Here is an 18,193-nt window from a genome sequence, read left to right as displayed (position 1 = left end):
CGACGACCAGCTCGGCGTCGCTGTGCTCGACTAGGTCACTCACTGCGCGGGGAACTCCGGTCCGGGGTCGCTGAGGGGCTCGCACGGGCTAGAGCCCGCGAGGCTGATGCACCTTACGACTTTTCCGGACCGGCGTGGCCGGAAACTACGCGGCGGTTACGACTTGAGACTGTCGGCGATCGGCACCGAGGTGTCGGCGAGCCGCGCGGTGTCGACCGGCTGCTCGGAGTTGATCAGCTCCTGCACCGGCCCGATGCCGTCGTCCCACAGGTTGACGTGCATGCCCGCGACGACCCGGTCGCCGCCGACCCAGAACGCGTAGAACGCGAGCCCCTCGACGTCGCCGCGCAGCACCACCTGGTCGTAGCCGCCCGGCGCGAACCAGCCGGTGTACTCCATGCCGAGGTCGTACTGGTCGGTGAAGAAGTAGGGCAGGTCGGTGTAGGTGACGTCCTTGCCGAGCATCGCGCGCGCGGCCAGCGGGCCGCCGTTGAGCGCGTTCGCCCAGTGCTCGACGCGGATGTTGCGGCCGTAGCGAGCGCTCGGGAAGCTCGCCACATCGCCGGCCGCGTACACGTCGGGGTCCGCGGTGCGCAGCTGGGCGTCGACGACGACGCCGCCGTTCTGGCCGTCCACGGCCAGGCCGGACTCCTCGGCGAGCTCGTTGTTCGGCCGCGCGCCGACGCCGACGATCACGGTGTCGGCGGGCAGCTCGGTGCCGTCGTCGGTCCGCACGCCGCTGACCTTGCCGGACCCGGTGAACTCGGTGACGCCGGTACCGAAGCGGAACTCCACGCCGTGCTTGCGGTGCAGGTCGCCGAAGACGTTGCCCAGCTCGGGCCCGAGCACGGCGTGCAGGGGAGTGGGCTGCGGCTCGATGACCGTCACCTCGCAGCCGTACTTCGCCCGCGCCGCGGCGGCGGTCTCCAGGCCGATCCAGCCGGCGCCCACGACGACCACCCGGCCGCCGGCCGAGAGCGACTCGCGCAGCTTGTCGGTGTGCCCGAGGCGGCGCAGGTAGTTCACGCCGTCGAGCTGGTTGCCCTCGATCCGCAGCCGGCGCGGCGAGGCGCCGGTGGTCAGCAACAGCTTCGCGTAGCCGAGCCGCTCACCGTCTTCGAACTCGACCTCGTGCGCGCCGCGGTCCAGCTTCGTGACCCGGCGGCCGGTCCGCAGGTCCACCTGCTTCTCGCCGTACCAGCCCTCTTCGTGCACGTACGCGCCGGACCGCTCGTCGTCACCGAGCAGGTAGCCCTTGGACAGCGGCGGTCGCTCGTACGGTAGTTCCCGCTCGTCGCCGATGAGGACGATCCGACCCTCGAAGCCTTCTTCACGAAGGGTTTCCGCGGCCTTCGCGCCGGCGAGGCCGCCTCCGACGATGACGTACGGGTTGTCGCTGACCATGATGTGTCACTCCGTCTGTTGTGGCCGCTGTTGTGGCCGCTGTTGTGGCGCTGTTGTGGCGCTGTCCGTTTCAGGCGCTGATTCCGGTGAGCGCGAAGAACTCCTGCCGTGAGCCTCGATCCTCTCGCAACAGGCCGTGCACCGCCGAGGTGACGGTGACCGCGCCGGGTGCCCGCACCCCGCGCAGCGCCATGCACATGTGCTCCGCCTCGATGACCACGCCGACGCCCTTCGGCGCGAGGTGCTCCTGCAGCCAGTCCGCGACCTGCTTGGTCAGCCGCTCCTGCACCTGCAGGTCGCGGGCGAACAGCTCGACCACGCGGGCGAGCTTGGACAGGCCGAGGATCCGCTCGCCCGGCAGGTAGCCGACGTGCGCGACGCCGTGGAACGGGAGGAGATGGTGCTCGCACAGCGACTGCACGGGGATGCTCCTCGCCACCACCATCTCGTCGTAACCCTCGTCGTTCGGAAACGTCGTCAGCTGGAACTCGCGCGGGCTCAGCAGTTCGGCGAAGGATCTCGCGACCCGCGCCGGGGTGTCCGCCAGGTGCTCGGACGTCGGGTCCTTGCCGAGCGCCCGCAGGAGGTCCGCGACCGCACGCTCCGCCGCCGCGTGGTCGACGGTGTCGCGGTCGTGGACGACCGACAGGTGCCGGCCGGGACTCGGCTGGCTCAACTCATTTACGGTCACGGTGCGCCCCTCGTTCTAAAAACAACTTCGGTGACTTTAGAAGCGCGCAGAGGTTTTCGTCAACGTGTGTTTGTCTTAGAGTGGGTGTCGTGGATGACGTGGCCGCGATCGCGGCGCTGGGCGAGCCGACGCGCCGGCGTCTCTACACCTACGTCGTCCGCCAGCCCGAGCCGGTGACCCGCGAGGAGGTCGCCGCCGCGTTGCGGATCCCGCGCGCCACCGTGGCCTTCCACCTGGACAAGCTCGTGGCCGAGGACCTGCTAACGGTCACCTACGAGCGGCGGGGCGACCGGGCGGGCCCGGGTGCCGGCCGTCCCGCGAAGCTCTACCGGCGGTCCGACCGGCAGGTGTCGGTGACCCTGCCGGAGCGGCGCTACGAGTTCGCCGGCCACCTGCTCGCCGCCGCGATCGAGGCCGGCGCCGAGCCGCCGGCCCACGCCCGCGCGGCGGGGGAGCTGCTCGCGTCCGGTGGCGGTGAGCTGCGCGAGGTGCTGGAGCGGCACGGGTTCGAGCCGGCCGAGGACGGCGCCGACGTCGTGCTGCGCAACTGCCCGTTCCACGCGCTCGCGCAGGCGCACCCGCAGCTGATGTGCGGCATGATGCTCGGCCTGGTGGAGGGCATGCTGGCGGGCCTCGGCGAGACGGGCTACGAGGCCCGGCCCGACCCCGGCTCCGGCCGGTGCTGCGTGCGCCTGCGGGGCCCGGCTGTGACGCCGTGCACGATGTCTGATTCGGACTCGGTGCAACACCTAGCCTGACCGCCATGGCCGGCCGGACGCGGTGGTTGCTGGGGGCGGAGCTCCTTGCCACCGGGGCGATCGGGGGCGGCCTGTTCGCGCTCACCGGGCAGGGCATCATCTGGGTGCTCGGTGGTGTGCTGGGCGGAGCCGTCGCCTGCCGGATCGCGCGGGCCCGCGACGCACCGGCCGCGCCCAGCGCGCGGATCCGCAAGACCGGCCAGTGGCTGATCGGCGCCGCCATCGGGCCGGGCATCGCGAGCCAGCGCATCAGCGTCTCGCCCGGCGTGCTCGCGCTGCTCGCCGGCGGCGTGCTCGCCATCCTCGTCGCGTCGATCCTCGTCGCCCGGATGTACAGCACGCTCGGCACGGTCGACGGGCTCACCGCGGGCATGGCCACGCTGCCCGGCGGCATCGGCGTGATGCCGTCGGTCGCCGCGGAGTACGGGCGGCCGGTCGGGCTCGTCGCGATCGTCCAGTCCGCCCGGATGACGGTCGTGCTCGTGATGGCGCTCGTCGCGTTCGTGTTCTCCGGTCACGGTGCCGGCGGCGCGGGCCGCGTCGAGCACAAGGCGATGTGGCCGCACTCGTGGCCGTACGTCGCCGGGCTGCTCGCCGGGTCGCTCGTCGCCTGGTGGGTGGCGGGCAAGCTGCACGTGCCGGTGCCGAGCCTGCTCGGCCCGCTGGCCTTCGGCTGCCTGCTGAGCCTCGGCCTGCGCGCGGCCGGCGTGGCGCCGCAGATGCTCGCCGCGCCGTACCTGCAGGAGATCCTCGGGCAGGCGCTGCTCGGCATCACGGTCGGCGAGTACCTCGCCCAGCGCTACCGCGACGGCGCCGGCAAGCTCCTCGGCGGCATCGCCGGCGTGGTCGCCACGTGCGCGATCGCCCTGCTGACCGCCGTCGGCCTGGCGATCGTCAGCCCCTGGTCGTTCCTCACCAGCCTGCTGATGGTGGCGCCGGGCGGGGCCCCGGAGATGATCGTCATCGCGGCCGCGACCGGCGGCGAGCTGACGCTGGTGCTGGCCGCGCAGACCGGCCGGCAGGTGATCGTGAACGCGCTGATGCCGGTGTGGATCCGCCTGTTCAGCCGGTTCGACCGGCCCGGCTGAGCAGCCGCCGAGCCCGCAGCACCACCGGCCGGTCCACCAGCCGGCCGTCGACCGCGGTCGCGGAGCCGGCCGCGCTCGCCGCCAGCACCCGGCGCGCCCACTCGATGTCCTCTTCGGACGGACGCAGCGCCGCGTGCACCGGCTCGATCTGCCGCGGGTGCACGCACAGCTTGCCGGTGAAGCCGAGCTCCACCGCGTGCGCGGTGTCCCGCCGGATCGCGGCCGGGTCGTCCAGCGCGGTGGTCACGCCGTCGACCGGCGGCGGGCCGCCCGCGGCGGCGGCGGCGAGCACCAGCGCCGAGCGGGCGTGCAGCAGCGCGGTGTGCGAGGCCGGATCCACGCCGAGCTCGGCCGCGAGGTCGATGCTGCCGAACGCCACCCGCACCACGCCGGCCGCGCCGCACACCTCGCGCGCCGCGGCCACCCCGGCCGCGGACTCCACCAGCGCGACGACCACCGGCCCGGCCCGCTCGACGTCCGCCGCGTGCTCCGCCTTGGGCAGCATCAGCGGGGCGCCCGCGAGCGCCGCGACGTCCTCGGCGTGCCAGGGCGTGCCCGCCGCGTTGACCCGCACGACCGCCTCGTTGCCGGCCGCGAGCCAGGCCACCGCGTGCGCCCGCGCGGCCGCCTTGTCCGCCGGCGCGACCGCGTCCTCCAGGTCCACCACGACGACGTCCGCCCCGGCGGCGGCCGCCTTCGCGAACCGGTCCGGCCGGTCGCCCGGGACGAACAGGAACGTCCGTGCCTCGGCGAGGTTCACGCCAGCACCACCGTGAACCGCCAGTCCAGCACCGGGCCGGCCGCAGACTCCACAGTGGACCGCAACGCCACCAGGCCGCCGTCGGGCAGCGCCTCCGTGCCCGTCACCGCCACCCGGCTCGTCAGCGCGTCGCCCTCGTGCACCGGGCCGGTGTGGTCGCACGACGCCCAGCTCGCGACCGTGACGATGTTCGGGATCGCCCGGCACGCCTGCGCCAGCGCGAGCCCGATCGTGTGGCCGCCGTACACGAGCCGCTCGCCGCCGGCCGCCGTTGCGTCGTGGTGCGCCGCCGCGATGTTGACCGTCAGCCGCGCGAGCTCCGGCGCCGCCGACACCACGTCCGCGCCGACCACCTCCCACGACCGGCCGCCGGCCAGGTCGGCGAAGTGCTCGCCGGGCAGCCGCCGGAACGCGGCGAGGTCCCACCCGTCGATGGGCGGCTTGCCGGGCTCCGCGCCGGCGCCGAGCGTCGACAGGTCGTCGCGGTGGCCGGTCGGCTCCGCCGAGCGCAGCGGCAGCATCGCGCAGCGCCAGAAGTCCAGCACCGGCCGGTCCTGCTGGTCGACGGTCGTGATGCGCAGCGCGGCCAGGCCGGTCGGCGGCCGGTCCGGCTTGCGGCTGTTCTCCTTGAGCCCCACCACCTCCGTCACCGTGCGGAGCGTGTCGCCGAGGGCCGGGTAGCGGCGGAACGCGAGCCCGCGGTAGAAGAGGTTCGCCCGCACGTGGTGGGTGACCACAGTCGACTGTCCGATCGCGACGTCCCAGACCAGGGCCGGGTGCGCGAGCGGGCCACCGGCGACCTCGCCGGCGAGCGCGTGGTCCAGCGGCAGCCGCAGCCGGTCGCCGAGCACGGCCTGGTGCGCGGCCGCGTGCCCCGCCGTCAGCGTCAGCCCCGGGGCGCCGTCGAACCGGTCACCGACGGCCAGTTCGTCGAAGTACGGGCCTTCCGATTTATCCGGCCATATCACGCGGCTCACCTTACGACCGCCTTGACACCATGGACAACGCCGAGCGATATTGGCCGTACATTTCAGGTGACGGACGGGCGCGAGTCGTGCCGACCCGCCGGGCGCGGGCGAGCCCCGTGAGAAGCCGACCGCTTGTGGCGCGGGCGACGTGGACCGGACCGAGGCCGCTGAACCGCTGACGAAGGAGCTCGCATGAGTCCGCTCGACGGGGTCACGGTCGTCAGCCTCGAGCAGGCGGTCGCCGCGCCCTACGCGACCCGCCAGCTCGCCGACCTCGGCGCCCGGGTGATCAAGGTCGAGCGCCCGGGCGGCGGCGACTTCGCCCGCCACTACGACGCGTCCGTGCTGGGCCAGTCCAGCTACTTCGTCTGGCTCAACCGTGCCAAGGAGTCGCTCACGCTCGACGTGAAGAAGCCGGCCGGGCGGGAGATCCTGCACGAGCTGCTCGTGGACGCCGACGTGTTCGTGCACAACCTCGGCCCGGGCGCGGCCGTCCGGCTCGGCGTGGACGCCGGCCCGCTGTGCGAGCGGTACCCGCGGCTCGTGCACTGCACGGTGTCCGGCTACGGCACCACCGGTCCGTGGGCCGACCGCAAGGCCTACGACCTGCTCGTGCAGTGCGAGACCGGGCTCGTGTCGCTGACCGGCACGCCGGAGACGACGGCCAAGGTCGGCATCTCGGTCGCCGACATCGCGGCCGGCATGTACGCGTACTCGGGTGTCCTCACCGGACTGTTGCAGCGCGCGAACACGGGTACCGGCACGGCCTTCGAGGTGTCGCTGTTCGAGGCGCTGGCCGAGTGGATGGGCCAGCCCGCGTACTACACGCGCTACGGCGGCGAGCAGCCGGCGCGGGCCGGCGCGCAGCACGCGACGATCGCCCCGTACGGCCCGTACACCACCGGGGACGCCGGCACCGTGGTGCTCGCCGTGCAGAACCAGCGGGAATGGGTGGCGATGTGCCGGCTGGTCCTCGGCGACGAGTCCGTCGCCGCCGACTCGCGGTTCGCCACCAACCCCGCCCGCGTCGCCAACCGCGACGAGCTCAACAAGCTGTTCGCCGACCGGTTCGCCACGCTCACCACGCCAGAGGCACTCGACCTGCTGCGCGCCGCGGGTGTCGCGAACGGCCGGATGAACACCGTGCCCGACCTGCTCGACCACCCCGTCCTGGCCGCCCGCGGCCGCTGGGTGACGGTCGGCAGTCCCGGCGGCGACATCCAGGCGCTGCTGCCGCCCGCCACGTTCGCCGGCAGCGAGGTCCGGCTCGGCCCGGTGCCCGCGGTCGGCGAGCACACCGACGCCATCCTGCGCGCGCTCGGCCGGACCGACGCGGACATCACCGGCCTGCGCGCCACCCACACCGTCTGAAGAGGACTCATGCTGAGCCAGGAAGAGCAGAGCATCGTCGACACCGTGCGGGACTTCGTCGACCGTGACGTCCGGCCGGTCGTGCGCGAGCTCGAGCACGCGAACGCCTATCCCGGCGAGCTCATCGAGCAGATGAAGCAGCTGGGCATCTACGGCCTCGCGATCCCCGAGCCGTACGGCGAGGTCGCGGTGTCGACGCCGTGCTACGTCGCGGTGACCGAGCAGCTCGCGCGCGGCTGGATGAGCCTCGCGGGCGCGATGGGCGGGCACACGGTCGTCGCGAAGCTCATCGCGACGTTCGGCACCGAGGAGCAGAAGGAGCGCTACCTGCCGCGGATGGCGACCGGCGAGGTGCGCGCGACGATGGCCCTCACCGAGCCCGGCGGCGGGTCGGACCTGCAGGCGCTGACCACGACCGCGCGGCGGGACGGGGACGGCTACGTCGTCGACGGCACGAAGACGTGGATCACGAACTCGCGGCGCTCGCAGTTGATCGCGTTGCTGTGCAAGACCGATCCGGGCGCGACGCCCCGGCACCGCGGCATCAGCATCCTGCTCGTCGAGCACGGCGACGGCCTGACCGTCTCGCGGGACCTGCCCAAGCTCGGCTACAAGGGCGTGGAGAGCTGCGAGCTGTCCTTCTCGGACTACCGGGCACCGTCGTCCGCGCTGCTCGGTGGCGCGGAGGGGCGCGGGTTCGCGCAGATGATGAAGGGCCTGGAGATCGGCCGCATCCAGGTCGCCTCCCGCGCCCTCGGTGTCGCCCGGGCGGCGCTGGACGACGCGCTGCGCTACGCGCAGGAGCGCGAGACGTTCGGCAAGCCGATCTGGCAGCACCAGTCCGTCGGCAACTACCTCGCGGACATGGCGACGAAGTACACGGCGGCGCGCCAGCTCGTGCTGCTCGCCGCGGAGCGCCACGACGCGGGGGAGCGGTGCGACATGGAGGCGGGCATGGCGAAGCTGTTCGCGTCCGAGGCGGCGATGGAGATCGCGCTGAACGCGGTTCGCATCCACGGCGGCTACGGGTACTCGACCGAGTTCGACGTGGAGCGCTACTTCCGCGACGCGCCGCTGATGATCGTCGGCGAGGGCACGAACGAGATCCAGCGCAACGTGATCGCCGCGCAGCTGGTCGCCCGGGGCCTGTGATGGTGGCCCGCACCGAGGCGGCGTACGCGATGCTGGCCCGTACGCTGCGCGGCGCGATCCTGCAGGGCCGCTACGCCGACGGCGCGCGGCTGCCGACCGAGGCCGAGCTCGCGACGGAGTACCGGGTGTCCCGGCAGACGGTGCGCCGGGCCTTCCACGACCTGGTGGCGGAGGGCATGGTGCGGCGGGTACCCGGCCGGGGCACGTTCGCGGCGCCGCGGCAGGGGCCCTACCTGCGCCAGTTCGGCTCGGTCGAGGACCTGATGGGCCTGTCGCTCGACACGAAGCTCGAGGTCCTGAGCCCGCTACGCCGCCAGGTCGACATCGACGCGGCGAGCCGGCTGCGGCTCGACAGCGATGTCGTCTACCGCGTGCTCTTCCGCCGCCGGCACCACGACGTGGCCTTCTGCCTGACCACGGTGTACCTGCCGCCCTCGGTCGGCTCGCTGCTCGCGGGGCGGCCCGAGCTGTCCGCGGCGGGTGCGCTGAGCGAGGTCACGGTCATCGGCCTGATCGACGCGTACACGCCCAGCCCGGTCGCGGAGGCGGAGCAGAGCATCACCGCCGTGGCCGCGACGGACATGCTGACCGTCTACCTCGACTGCCAGCGCGGCGACCCGCTCCTGCGCGTGGACCGCAGCTACACCTCGACGACCGGCACCCTGGTGGAGCTGGCGACGAGCTACTTCCTGCCCGACCACTACTCCTACCGGGTGCGACTCCGCCGCAGCCCGGCCTGAGCGCCGGCTTGATCGAGTCGGCAAGATGGGCGGTCCCACTGGGTGGACGCCGAACCGCGTTCGTTGACCAGGGCTCCATCACGGTGCTGCGATGCGCACAGGCCGACCAGAGGAGCCGTGATGTCGTTCTGGAAACCGGATCCCACGTTCTACGCCTCGCCCCCGGGACGCCGCCGCCGCGCCGCCGGAGACACTCGCGTACATCGCCGCCTTCGCCCGGCCCGCCGACAAACCGGACGCCATCGCCGTTCTGGACGTGGACGACGCGTCCGCGAGCTACGGGCAGGTCGTCGGCTGGACCGAGCTGCCGAACGTCGGCGACGAGCTGCACCACTTCGGCTGGAACGCGTGCAGCTCGGCGCTCTGCCCGTACGCGCCACACCCGCACACCGAGCGCCGCTACCTCGTCGTCCCCGGCCTGCGGTCCTCGCGCATCCACATCGTCGATACCAAGGACGACCCGCGCTCGCCGCGGATCGTCAAGGTGCTCGAGGCCGAGGAGCTGGGCAAGCGGGCGGGCTACTCCCGGCCGCACACGATCCACTGCGGACCCGAGGGCATCTACGTGAGCGCGCTGGGCGGGTACGAGACCGAGGGCCCGGGCGGCGTCGCGCTGCTCGACCACACGTCCTTCGAGGTCCTCGGCCGCTGGGAGGTCGACCGCGGCGACCAGTACCTCGCCTACGACCTGTGGTGGCACATCGCCCACGACGTCGCGGTCACCAGCGAGTGGGGCACGCCGTCGATGATCGAGGACGGCATCAACCCCGAGCTGCTGCTCGGCCGCCAGTACGGGCACCGGCTGCACTTCTGGGACCTGCGCAAGCGCCGCAACATCCAGACGCTCGACCTGGGTGACCAGTACCAGATGCCGCTGGAGCTGCGGCCCGCGCACGACCCGACGAAGCAGTACGGCTTCGTCGGCGTCGTGGTGAGCGTCGAGGACCTGTCCGCCTCGGTCTGGCTGTGGCATCGGGAGGGCAACGGCGAGTTCGCGATCCAGAAGGTGATCGACATCCCGGCCGAGCCCGCCGACGCCGCGGACCTGCCACCCGCGCTGCAGCCGTTCGGCGCGGTGCCGCCGCTCGTCACCGACCTCGACCTGTCGGTGGACGACCGGTTCCTGTACGTGTCCGCGTGGGGGACCGGCGAGCTGCTGCAGTACGACGTCAGCGACCCGTTCCACCCGCGGCAGACCGGCTCGGTGCACCTCGGCGGGATCGTGCGGCGCGCCGCGCACCCGGCGGCGCCGGACGAGCCGCTCGCCGGCGGCCCGCAGATGGTGGAGATCAGCCGCGACGGCCGCCGGGTGTACGTGTCGAACTCGCTGTACGGCGCGTGGGACGACCAGTTCTACCCCGACGGCGTGGGCGCGTGGGTCGCGAAGCTGGACGCCGGTGCGGACGGCCTGGCGCCGGACGAGCGGTTCTTCCCGCACGGCGACGACTTCCGCGGCCTGCGGGTGCACCAGGTGCGGTTGCAGGGCGGGGACGCGTCGTCGGACTCGTACTGCTACCCGTGACCGGCGGGGAGATCGCCGCGCTCGTCGGGCTGGGCGCGTTCCACGGGCTGAACCCCGGGATGGGCTGGCTGTTCGCGGTGGCGATCGGGCTGCAGGAACGGAGCCGGGCGGCGGTGATCCGCGCGACGGGCCCGATCGCGGCCGGTCACCTGGTGTCGATGGCGGTGGTGGCGGTCGCGGTCACGCTCGGCGTGTCGGCGGCCACGAGCCAGCTCGTGTCCATTGTGGGCGGTCTGGCGCTGGTCGGCGTCGGCGTGTACCTGCTGGCGCGGCGGAGCCACTTCCGCTGGGTCGGCATGCGGCTGTCGTGGTTCCAGCTGGCGACGTGGTCGTTCCTGATGGCGTCGGTCCACGGCGCCGGCCTGATGCTGGTGCCCGTGCTGGCACCGGCCGCGGGGTCCACGATGGACCACGCGATGCCGGGGATGGCGGGGATGTCCGGCGGCGGCTCCGCGGTGGTCGAAGGCCTTGCGGCAGCGGGAATCCACACGCTGGCGATGATCGTGGTGGCGCTGGCGGTCGCGGTGTGCGTCTACCAGTTCCTGGGCCTGCGCATCCTGCGCAGCGCGTGGGTCAACCTGGACCGCATCTGGGCGGTAGCCCTGGTGGGCGCGGGGTCGGCGACGTTCGTGGCCGCGGTCGTCTAGTCCGTCAGATGGTCGGGTCGTCGCGGCGCAGGCCGTCCAGGATGCGCTGCATGACGTCGTTGTTGAGGTCGACCGCCTCGTCGATCTCGCTCTTGCGGGGTGGCGCGGCGCGCGTGGTGCCGCGCCGGGGGAGCGGCACGACCGTCGCGTCCATGCCGCCCGGGAGCGGGATCTCGCACCAGATCAGCTGCCTGCTCCCCGGCAGTGTCTCGACGCCCGCGCGCTTGTTCGCGAGGCTGCGCGGCACGACGAGCCTCGGTGCCGGCCGGTCGTCCTGAACCTCCACGACCGCCGTGGCGCCGCGTAGCCGCAGCCGTACGGTGATCATCGTCGGGTCGGCGTCCTCGTCGACCGTGGCGATCACCGCCAGGACCATCCGTTTCGCCGTCTCGCGGGCATCGTCGATGATCTGCGGCACGTGCCATTCGGTCAGCGTGAACCGCACGAAGAGCTCGGCGCAGTTCACGGCGCTGGGCAGCGCGACGAGTCGTAGATCGTCGACCTGCGCGGTCTGATCTTGCACAGGCACCTTCCCCGGGTGGCAAGACAACCCGGCAGATATTGCCTCCTGGAACGTTCACATGCAACAGCACTGGTCAGCGGCGCGGCCGGCGGACGCGGAGCGTCACGAAGACGAGCGCGGCCAGCAACACCGTCCCGGCCGCGAGCCACACCCACAGCAGCGTGCCGCCGTCGCCCGCGGCCGGTGCGGTCGGCGTGGCCGGCGACGGCTCGGTCGTGGTGGTCGGCGCGGCGTGCGCGAACGCGGGCGTCGCGGCGGCCATCAGGACGATCCCGCACAGCAGCAACGCCAGCCGGGTGGCCGGTCGTCGGCACATGTGCGCTCCTCAGCTCGTGAGCCGCCGGGCGGCCCGCACCAGGTCCGCGTTGCCCGCGGGCACCCGGCCGTCGGGCAGCACCAGCACGTCCTCCAGGCCGACGCGCGTGTCCAGGCCCAGCGTGGCGGCGAGCGTCAGCACCGGCCACGCGCCGCCGTCCTCCCCGTGCAGCAGGATCGGCCCCGGCCCGAGCGCGTCCAGCAGTGCGCGGGCCGTCCCGCTCGCGGTCGCGGGGTCGGTGTCCGTGATCTCCGCCAGTACGCGCAGCACGCGAGACGACAGCGCGGACGCCCGGAACTTCGCGGCGCCGTCCGCGCCGTCCGCGCCGGAGGCGCCGGAGAAGATGCCGGCCTCCACGCCGACGCCCCGCCCGAGCAACGCCGCGGCCACGTCCTGCGCGCCGTCCTCATGCCAGTTCACCGACGCGTGGTCGGGCAGCACGGTCCACGCGTGCACGAGCGCAACCCGCCGGGCCGGGTCCGGCTCCGCCCACGCACCGGTGGTGACGCCGACGGGTACGCCGGGCACGGCGTCGCGCACCGCCGAGACCGCGGCCGCCACGACGGCCGGCTCGAGCGAGTCCGCGCCGCCGGATTCCTTGGGGTGCAGGTGGATGTCGCTCGCGCCCGCCGCCACCGCGGCCACGGCCTCCGCCGCGAGCTCGGCCGGCGACACGGGCAGCCCCGCGAACTCCGCGCGCGTCCGTGCGCCGTTGAGGCACACCTGCAGCATGCCGTCAGCTTTCCAAGGATTCCGGCCGCGCGCGATGCGAGCCGGCGAGCTTGCCGCGCTCGGCGCAGCACGCGGTCACGTACGGATTGGCCCATAGCCTCGCGTGCGGAATTGGATCTGGGGTTCGGCCAATCCGCGGCCTAGTTTCGGCTCATGACGACCTGCGTGGACATGTGGTTCGACCCGAAGTGCCCGTGGGCGTGGATCGCGTCGCGGTGGCTGCTCGAGGTGGAGCGGGTGCGGGACGTGGCGGTGCGGTTCCATGTGCTGAGCCTGTCGGTGCTGAACGAGGGGCGCGAGGTGGCGGCCTGGTACCGCGAGTGGCTGGACGCCGGGTGGGGGCCGGCGCGGGTCGCGAAGGCGGTCGAGCAGAATTTCGGCCCGGCCGAGGTTCGGGCGATCTACACGGCGCTCGGCGACCGGATCCACCTGGCACACCGCCCGCTCGAGGACTCGCTGTACGCCGACGCGCTGATAGCAGCGGGCCTGCCGGTCGAGCTGGCCGGCGCCGCCGAGTCGACGGACCTGGACGCCGCCCTTCTGGCGGGCAACCAGGCGGGCCTCGGCCCGGTCGGCGAGGATCTCGGCACCCCCGCGATCCACGTGACCATGCCCGACGGCTCGGTGAACGCCTTCTTCGGCCCGGTCGTGACCCCGACCCCGCGCGGCGAGGCGGCGGGCCGCCTGTGGGACGGCGTGCTCCTGGTCGCGGGCACCGAAGGGTTCTACGAGCTCAAGCGTGCCCGGGTGAGCTCGCCGCGGGTGGCGTGACCTACTCGCCGAGGAAGCGGCCCAGCAGCGCGGCCGGGCGGAAGTCGCGGCCCGTGCGGTCCTCGCGGGCGTCGGCCAGGTCCATCACCCGCAGCGTGGTGTTGATGCCCAGCCACCGCAACGGTTCCGGCTCCCAGCCGCGCGACCGGTGGCCGACCCACGGCAGCGACGTGAGCTCCGAGCCGGCGCCCGTGATCAGGTCCGCCAGCGTGCGGCCGGCGAGGTTCGTCGTCGACACGCCGTCGCCCACGTAGCCGCCCGCCCACCCGAGGCCCGACGTCCGGTCGAAGCCCACCGACGCCGTCCAGTCGCGGGGAACGCCCAGCGGGCCGCCCCACCGGTACTCGATCGGCGGCTCCGGGCCCAGCGACGGGAAGAGCTCCACGAGCGTCTCCGCCAGCATGGCGTGCACGCGGGCGTCCTGGTCGAACGCCGGCGCCACGCGCGAGCCGAAGTGATACGGCGCACCGCGCCCGCCGAACGCCAGCCGGTCGTCCGCGGTGCGCTGGCCGTAGATGATCATCCGCCGGAAGTCGGCGAACGTCTCCCGCCGCGCGAGGCCCGCGGTGGACCAGAAGGACGACGGCAGCGGCTCGGTCGCCACCATCAGGGAGTACAGCGGCACCAGCGTCCGCCGCATGCCCTCGAGCCCCGCCGTGTAGCCCTCGGTCGCCCGGACCACCACCGGCGCGCGCACGGTCCCGCGGTCGGTCGCCACCGCGCCCGACCGCAGCGAGCGCGCCCGGGTCCCCTCGTACACCACGACCCCGAGCCGCTCGACCGCCTCCGCCAGCCCGCGCACGAGCCGGCCCGGATGGATCGCCGCGCAGTGGGGCGTGTACACCCCGCCCCGCACCGACGTCGCCCCGCACAAGGCGGTCGCCTCGGCGGCGGGCAGCCACGACACGTCCACGCCGAACGCCGACTCCGCCTCGACGTGTGCCCGCCCGCGCGCCTCCTGCGGGGCCGTCCGCGCGAGCGTCACCGTGCCGCCCTTGGCGAAGTGGCAGTCGACGCCCTCCGCGGCGGCCACCCGGCCCACCTCGTCCACAGTGGACTCCATGGCCCGGGCGAGCGCCACCGCGGCCGCGTGCCCGTGCCGCCGCGCCACCGAGGACCAGGACTCCGGGTACAGCGCCGAGCACCAGCCGCCGTTGCGCCCGCTCGCCCCGAACCCGGCGACCTCGGCCTCCAGCACGGCGATCCGCAGCGACGGGTCGGCCGAGGCCAGGTAGTACGCGGTCCACAGCCCGGTGAACCCCGCGCCGACGATCGCCACGTCGACGTCCCGGTCCCCGGGCAGCGCCGTCCGCGGCGCCAGGTCGAGTGTGGACAGCCAGAAACTCACGACGGTCCCTCGCCGGCTCGGTCCCGCCGCTCGCGGTCGCCCCGTGCCGATGCCTCGCTCGCGAGCTCGCTCAGAGCCGGCTCCACGCCTCGGTCAGCACCGACCGCAGGATCTGCTCCATCTCCGCGAACTGCGCCTCCTCGCAGATCAGCGGCGGCGCCAGCTGCACGACCGGGTCGCCGCGATCGTCCGCGCGGCAGTACAGGCCGTTGTCGAACAGCGCCTTGGACAGGAACCCGCGCAACAGCGCCTCGGACTCCGCCTCGTCGAACGTCTCCCGCGTCGCCTTGTCCTTCACCAGCTCGATGCCGAAGAAGTACCCGTCACCCCGCACGTCGCCGACGATCGGCAGGTCGTACAGGCGCTCCAGATAGGACCGGAACAACGCGGAGTTGCGCCGCACGTGCGTGTTGAGGTCCTCGCGGACGAACAGGTCGAGGTTCGCGAGCGCGACGGCCGAGGCCACCGGGTGCCCGCCGAACGTCACGCCGTGGGCGAACCAGTTCGCGCCCTCGCGGAACGGCTCGGCCAGCCGGTCGCTCACGAGCATCGCGCCGAGCGGGACGTAACCGCTGGTCAGGCCCTTCGCGCAGGTGATGATGTCCGGCTGGTACCCGTAGCGGGTGGCGCCGAAGTACTCGCCGAGCCGGCCGAACGCGCAGATCACCTCGTCGGACACGAGCAGCACGTCGTGCCGGTCGCAGATCTCGCGCACCCGCTGGAAGTAGCCGGGCGGCGGCGGGAAGCAGCCGCCGGAGTTCTGCACCGGTTCGAGGTACACCGCGGCGACCGTGTCCGGGCCCTCGAACTCGATGGCCTCCTCGATCCGGTCCGCGGCCCAGCGACCGAACGCCTCCGCGTCGGTGCCGTCCGGGCCCGCGGTGCCGGCCGGCGCGCGGTACATGTTCGTGTTCGGCACCCGGATCGTCGACGGCACGAGCGGCTCGAAGTCCTGCTTCAGCCCGGGCAGGCCGGTGATCGACAGCGCGCCCATCGACGTGCCGTGGTAGGCGATCGACCGGGAGACGACCTTGTGCTTGGCCGGCTTGCCGGCCAGCTTGAAGTACGCGCGGGCGAGCTTCCACGCGCTCTCCACGGCCTCGGAGCCGCCGGTGGTGAAGAAGACCTGGTTGATGTCGCCCGGGGCGAGCGAGGCCAGCCGCTCGGACAGCTCGATCGCCTTCGGATGCGCGTAGGACCAGATCGGGAAGAACGCGAGCTCACGCGCCTGCTTCGCGGCGGCGTCCGCCAGCTCCTCGCGGCCGTGCCCGACCTGGACCACGAACAGCCCGGAAAGCCCGTCCAGGTACCGCTTTCCGTTGGTGTCGTAGATGTATGGCCCATCGCCACGGGCGATCGTCGGGACCGGCTCGTGGGCGTAGGCCGACATCCTGGTGAAATGCATCCAGAGGTTGTCGGACATACAACGGTTATCGCACACGGATTGCGGCCTGGCAAGTGTTTCACGCAGCGCAACGGGCTCTTCGCCACGGATTTCGTAGCGTTCGTCGTGTCAGGGCGTGCCCCACGAGTAGGTCTGCTTGCGCAGCTGGAGGTAGACGAACGCCTCGGTGGTGCTCACGCCCGGCACGGCCCGGATCTCCTTGAGGATCTCCAGCAGGTGGTCGTCGTTCTGCGCGACCACCTCGACGAGCAGGTCGAACGAGCCGGCGGTGATCACCACGTAGTCCACGGCCGCGATCGCGGCGAGCAGGTCGGCGGTCTCCTCGAGGTCGGCCGACGTGCGCAGGCCGACCATGGCCTGGCGGGCGAAGCCGAGCTGGAGTGGGTCGGTGACCGCGACGATCTGCATTACCCCGGCGTCGAGCAGCCGCTGCACCCGCTGACGCACGGCCGCCTCGGACAGCCCCACGGCACGGCCGATCGTGGCGTAAGGCCGGCGACCGTCCTCCTGGAGCTGCTCGATGATGCCCATGGCCACGTCGTCGAGCAGGGCGTGCTGGGCTCCGTCGCGCACGGCGAGCCGGCGACCCTCGGCTACGGATTCCGCCATCCGATCCTCCCTTGTTGCGGGGGTAAGTCTGGCGTATTTCGTTGCGTATCGCGACCGTGACAACGGAATCCCTTGTGACAGGACTCACGGCGTGTCAGTATCAGTCGCCATGCGAACCAGGGCCACGACCCCGCCGTCTCCTGAGGCGGCTGCAGTACTACGTGCGATGACCGCGGGGCGGTCCGGCACCTCCCGACGGACGGTGCTGAGAGGACTGCTCGCCGCGGGTGCCTTCGCCGCTACCGGCGCGTCGCTGTCGGCCTGCGGTACCTCCGGTACCAAGCAGACCCAGGAGAGCTGCGTCAGCGACGACAAGTCCAGCACCGAGAAGAAGCTGGTGTTCTCCAACTGGCCGCTCTACATCGATGTCGACGAGAAGGACGAGAAGAAGCGGCCGACCCTGGACGCCTTCATGTCCAACACCGGCATCCAGGTGACCTACCAGGAGGACATCAACGACAACAACGAGTTCTTCGGCAAGGTGCGCAACCAGCTGTCCGCGTGCCAGTCGATCGACCGCGACATCATGGTCCTCACCGACTGGATGGCCTCGCGGATGGTCCGGCTCGGGTGGGTCCAGAAGCTCGAGAAGGACAAGATCCCCAACGTCGAGGCGAACCTGCTCCCGACGCTGCAGGGCCGCTCCTGGGACAAGAACAACGAGTACGCGGTCCCGTGGCAGTCGGGTCTGTCCGGCCTGGCCTACAACGCGAAGGTCGCCAAGGAGGTCCGCACCGTCGACGAGCTGCTGACCCGGCCGGACCTCAAGGGCAAGGTCACGGCGCTCTCGGAGATGCGCGACACGATGGGCCTGCTGCTGGAGTCCCTGGGCCACGACCCGTCCGACTTCACCGACGACCAGTTCGACGAGGCGCTCGGAAAGCTCCGCGCCGCGACCGAGTCCGGGCAGATCCGGCGGTTCACCGGCAACGACTACGCCCAGGACCTCGCCAAGGGCGACATCGCGGCGTGCATCGCGTGGTCGGGCGACGTCATCCAGCTCGCCTTCGAGGACGAGAAGATCAAGTTCGTGGCGCCGGACTCGGGCATCATGCTGTGGTCGGACAACATGCAGGTGCCGAACATGGCCACGCACCGGGCCAACGCCGAGAAGCTGATGAACTACTACTACGAGCCCGAGGTCGCCGCGGAGCTCGCCGCGTACGTCAACTACATCTGTCCGGTGGACGGCGCCAAGGACGCGATGGAGAAGATCGATCCCGAGCTCGCCGCCAACCCCCTGATCTTCCCGGACGACGCCACGCTCGGAAAGGCGAAGGTGTTCATGGCTCTGGACGAGAGCCAGGAGCGCACCTATGAGCAGAAGTTCCAGCAGGTGATCGGAGCGTAGTGCCATCGGAGCGGAGCGAACCGTGATTTCCGAGCGG

19 protein-coding genes are annotated in these 18,193 nt (G+C 72.4%); 9 read left to right on the top strand and 10 right to left on the bottom strand.

The window, feature by feature from the left end:
• Nucleotides 1-156: 156 nt before the first annotated feature.
• Nucleotides 157-1,404 carry an NAD(P)/FAD-dependent oxidoreductase gene (locus VH969_RS22015; protein ID WP_331977181.1) on the bottom strand — a complete coding sequence of 416 codons (1,248 nt, stop codon included), beginning with the start codon at nt 1,402-1,404 and terminating at the stop codon, nt 157-159.
• A gap of 70 nt (nt 1,405-1,474) precedes the next feature.
• The gene (folE, locus tag VH969_RS22010; protein ID WP_414638598.1) at nt 1,475-2,080 is read right to left on the bottom strand and encodes a GTP cyclohydrolase I FolE; all 606 of its coding nucleotides are present in this window, start codon (nt 2,078-2,080) and stop codon (nt 1,475-1,477) included.
• A 104-nt stretch (nt 2,081-2,184) separates the two neighbouring features.
• Between folE and VH969_RS22005 the strand changes: the two genes are divergently transcribed.
• Together VH969_RS22005 and VH969_RS22000 are read left to right on the top strand one after the other, a co-directional pair.
• Nucleotides 2,185-2,853: a helix-turn-helix transcriptional regulator gene (locus VH969_RS22005; protein ID WP_331977179.1), complete on the top strand. Its 669-nt coding sequence runs from the start codon at nt 2,185-2,187 to the stop codon at nt 2,851-2,853.
• Nucleotides 2,854-2,858: 5 nt separating this feature from the next.
• Nucleotides 2,859-3,941 (top strand): AbrB family protein, encoded by a 1,083-nt coding sequence (locus VH969_RS22000; protein WP_331977177.1) that lies wholly within the window; start codon nt 2,859-2,861, stop codon nt 3,939-3,941.
• On the opposite strand, the gene VH969_RS21995 is transcribed toward VH969_RS22000, so the two are convergent.
• Both VH969_RS21995 and VH969_RS21990 read right to left on the bottom strand, forming a co-directional pair.
• Nucleotides 3,916-4,701, bottom strand: a complete 786-nt coding sequence (locus tag VH969_RS21995) for an HpcH/HpaI aldolase/citrate lyase family protein (RefSeq protein ID WP_331977175.1) — start codon at nt 4,699-4,701, stop codon at nt 3,916-3,918. The genes VH969_RS22000 and VH969_RS21995 overlap by 26 nt on opposite strands.
• Nucleotides 4,698-5,678 carry a MaoC family dehydratase gene (locus VH969_RS21990; RefSeq protein ID WP_331977172.1) on the bottom strand — a complete coding sequence of 327 codons (981 nt, stop codon included), beginning with the start codon at nt 5,676-5,678 and terminating at the stop codon, nt 4,698-4,700. The genes VH969_RS21995 and VH969_RS21990 overlap by 4 nt, the downstream gene beginning before the upstream one ends.
• A 183-nt stretch (nt 5,679-5,861) precedes the next feature.
• Here VH969_RS21990 and VH969_RS21985 point away from each other — a divergent pair, with 183 nt between their 5' ends.
• From VH969_RS21985 to VH969_RS21965, 5 genes are all read left to right on the top strand, one after another.
• On the top strand, nt 5,862-7,040 hold the full coding sequence (locus VH969_RS21985; RefSeq protein ID WP_331977170.1) for a CaiB/BaiF CoA transferase family protein: 1,179 nt from the start codon (nt 5,862-5,864) through the stop codon (nt 7,038-7,040).
• A gap of 9 nt (nt 7,041-7,049) precedes the next feature.
• Nucleotides 7,050-8,192, top strand: a complete 1,143-nt coding sequence (locus VH969_RS21980) for an acyl-CoA dehydrogenase family protein (protein ID WP_331977168.1) — start codon at nt 7,050-7,052, stop codon at nt 8,190-8,192.
• Entirely contained in the window at nt 8,192-8,932 is a 741-nt protein-coding gene (locus VH969_RS21975; protein ID WP_331977166.1) for a GntR family transcriptional regulator, read from the top strand. The genes VH969_RS21980 and VH969_RS21975 overlap by 1 nt, the downstream gene beginning before the upstream one ends.
• A 139-nt stretch (nt 8,933-9,071) precedes the next feature.
• Complete coding sequence (locus VH969_RS21970; protein ID WP_331977189.1) at nt 9,072-10,454, top strand: selenium-binding protein SBP56-related protein; 1,383 nt, start codon at nt 9,072-9,074, stop codon at nt 10,452-10,454.
• On the top strand, nt 10,451-11,101 hold the full coding sequence (locus VH969_RS21965; RefSeq protein ID WP_331977164.1) for a hypothetical protein: 651 nt from the start codon (nt 10,451-10,453) through the stop codon (nt 11,099-11,101). Before VH969_RS21970 ends, VH969_RS21965 begins: the two co-directional genes overlap by 4 nt.
• A 4-nt stretch (nt 11,102-11,105) precedes the next feature.
• Here the strand turns inward: VH969_RS21965 and VH969_RS21960 are convergent, their stop codons facing one another.
• The 3 genes from VH969_RS21960 to VH969_RS21950 form a co-directional block, all read right to left on the bottom strand.
• Nucleotides 11,106-11,624, bottom strand: coding sequence for an ATP-binding protein (locus VH969_RS21960; RefSeq protein ID WP_331977162.1), 519 nt, complete (start codon nt 11,622-11,624; stop codon nt 11,106-11,108).
• A 73-nt stretch (nt 11,625-11,697) separates the two neighbouring features.
• Nucleotides 11,698-11,940: a hypothetical protein gene (locus VH969_RS21955; protein WP_331977160.1), complete on the bottom strand. Its 243-nt coding sequence runs from the start codon at nt 11,938-11,940 to the stop codon at nt 11,698-11,700.
• Nucleotides 11,941-11,949: 9 nt separating this feature from the next.
• Nucleotides 11,950-12,672, bottom strand: coding sequence for a 3-keto-5-aminohexanoate cleavage protein (locus tag VH969_RS21950; RefSeq protein ID WP_331977158.1), 723 nt, complete (start codon nt 12,670-12,672; stop codon nt 11,950-11,952).
• 153 nt (nt 12,673-12,825) lie between these two features.
• On the opposite strand from VH969_RS21950, the gene VH969_RS21945 reads away from it, so the two are divergent.
• Nucleotides 12,826-13,443, top strand: a complete 618-nt coding sequence (locus VH969_RS21945) for a mycothiol-dependent nitroreductase Rv2466c family protein (RefSeq protein WP_331977156.1) — start codon at nt 12,826-12,828, stop codon at nt 13,441-13,443.
• 1 nt (nt 13,444) lies between these two features.
• Here the strand turns inward: VH969_RS21945 and VH969_RS21940 are convergent, their stop codons facing one another.
• The 3 genes from VH969_RS21940 to VH969_RS21930 all read right to left on the bottom strand — a co-directional run bounded on the left by VH969_RS21940 (nt 13,445) and on the right by VH969_RS21930 (nt 16,805).
• Nucleotides 13,445-14,791: an NAD(P)/FAD-dependent oxidoreductase gene (locus tag VH969_RS21940; RefSeq protein WP_331977154.1), complete on the bottom strand. Its 1,347-nt coding sequence runs from the start codon at nt 14,789-14,791 to the stop codon at nt 13,445-13,447.
• 70 nt (nt 14,792-14,861) lie between these two features.
• Nucleotides 14,862-16,214 (bottom strand): aspartate aminotransferase family protein, encoded by a 1,353-nt coding sequence (locus VH969_RS21935; protein ID WP_331977152.1) that lies wholly within the window; start codon nt 16,212-16,214, stop codon nt 14,862-14,864.
• Between the two features lie 90 nt (nt 16,215-16,304).
• Complete coding sequence (locus tag VH969_RS21930) at nt 16,305-16,805, bottom strand: Lrp/AsnC family transcriptional regulator (protein ID WP_331977150.1); 501 nt, start codon at nt 16,803-16,805, stop codon at nt 16,305-16,307.
• 166 nt (nt 16,806-16,971) lie between these two features.
• Between VH969_RS21930 and VH969_RS21925 the strand changes: the two genes are divergently transcribed.
• Nucleotides 16,972-18,156, top strand: a complete 1,185-nt coding sequence (locus tag VH969_RS21925) for a polyamine ABC transporter substrate-binding protein (RefSeq protein ID WP_331977148.1) — start codon at nt 16,972-16,974, stop codon at nt 18,154-18,156.
• Nucleotides 18,157-18,193: the final 37 nt, after the last annotated feature.

Source organism: Actinophytocola sp. (assembly GCF_036555685.1).
In the GTDB taxonomy this organism is placed as follows: domain Bacteria; phylum Actinomycetota; class Actinomycetes; order Mycobacteriales; family Pseudonocardiaceae; genus Actinophytocola.
Note: the sequence above shows the minus strand (reverse complement) of the source record. Positions and strands in the feature narration are given on the sequence as shown.

Coding starts and splice junctions, on each gene's coding strand:
- VH969_RS21935 (WP_331977152.1), bottom strand. CDS start 16,214: ATGTCCGACAACCTCTGGATGCATTTCACCAGGATGTCGGCCTACGCC.
- VH969_RS21980 (WP_331977168.1), top strand. CDS start 7,050: ATGCTGAGCCAGGAAGAGCAGAGCATCGTCGACACCGTGCGGGACTTC.
- VH969_RS21985 (WP_331977170.1), top strand. CDS start 5,862: ATGAGTCCGCTCGACGGGGTCACGGTCGTCAGCCTCGAGCAGGCGGTC.
- VH969_RS22015 (WP_331977181.1), bottom strand. CDS start 1,404: ATGGTCAGCGACAACCCGTACGTCATCGTCGGAGGCGGCCTCGCCGGC.
- VH969_RS21945 (WP_331977156.1), top strand. CDS start 12,826: ATGACGACCTGCGTGGACATGTGGTTCGACCCGAAGTGCCCGTGGGCG.
- VH969_RS21975 (WP_331977166.1), top strand. CDS start 8,192: ATGGTGGCCCGCACCGAGGCGGCGTACGCGATGCTGGCCCGTACGCTG.
- VH969_RS22000 (WP_331977177.1), top strand. CDS start 2,859: ATGGCCGGCCGGACGCGGTGGTTGCTGGGGGCGGAGCTCCTTGCCACC.
- VH969_RS21930 (WP_331977150.1), bottom strand. CDS start 16,805: ATGGCGGAATCCGTAGCCGAGGGTCGCCGGCTCGCCGTGCGCGACGGA.
- VH969_RS21950 (WP_331977158.1), bottom strand. CDS start 12,672: ATGCTGCAGGTGTGCCTCAACGGCGCACGGACGCGCGCGGAGTTCGCG.
- VH969_RS21955 (WP_331977160.1), bottom strand. CDS start 11,940: ATGTGCCGACGACCGGCCACCCGGCTGGCGTTGCTGCTGTGCGGGATC.
- VH969_RS21925 (WP_331977148.1), top strand. CDS start 16,972: ATGACCGCGGGGCGGTCCGGCACCTCCCGACGGACGGTGCTGAGAGGA.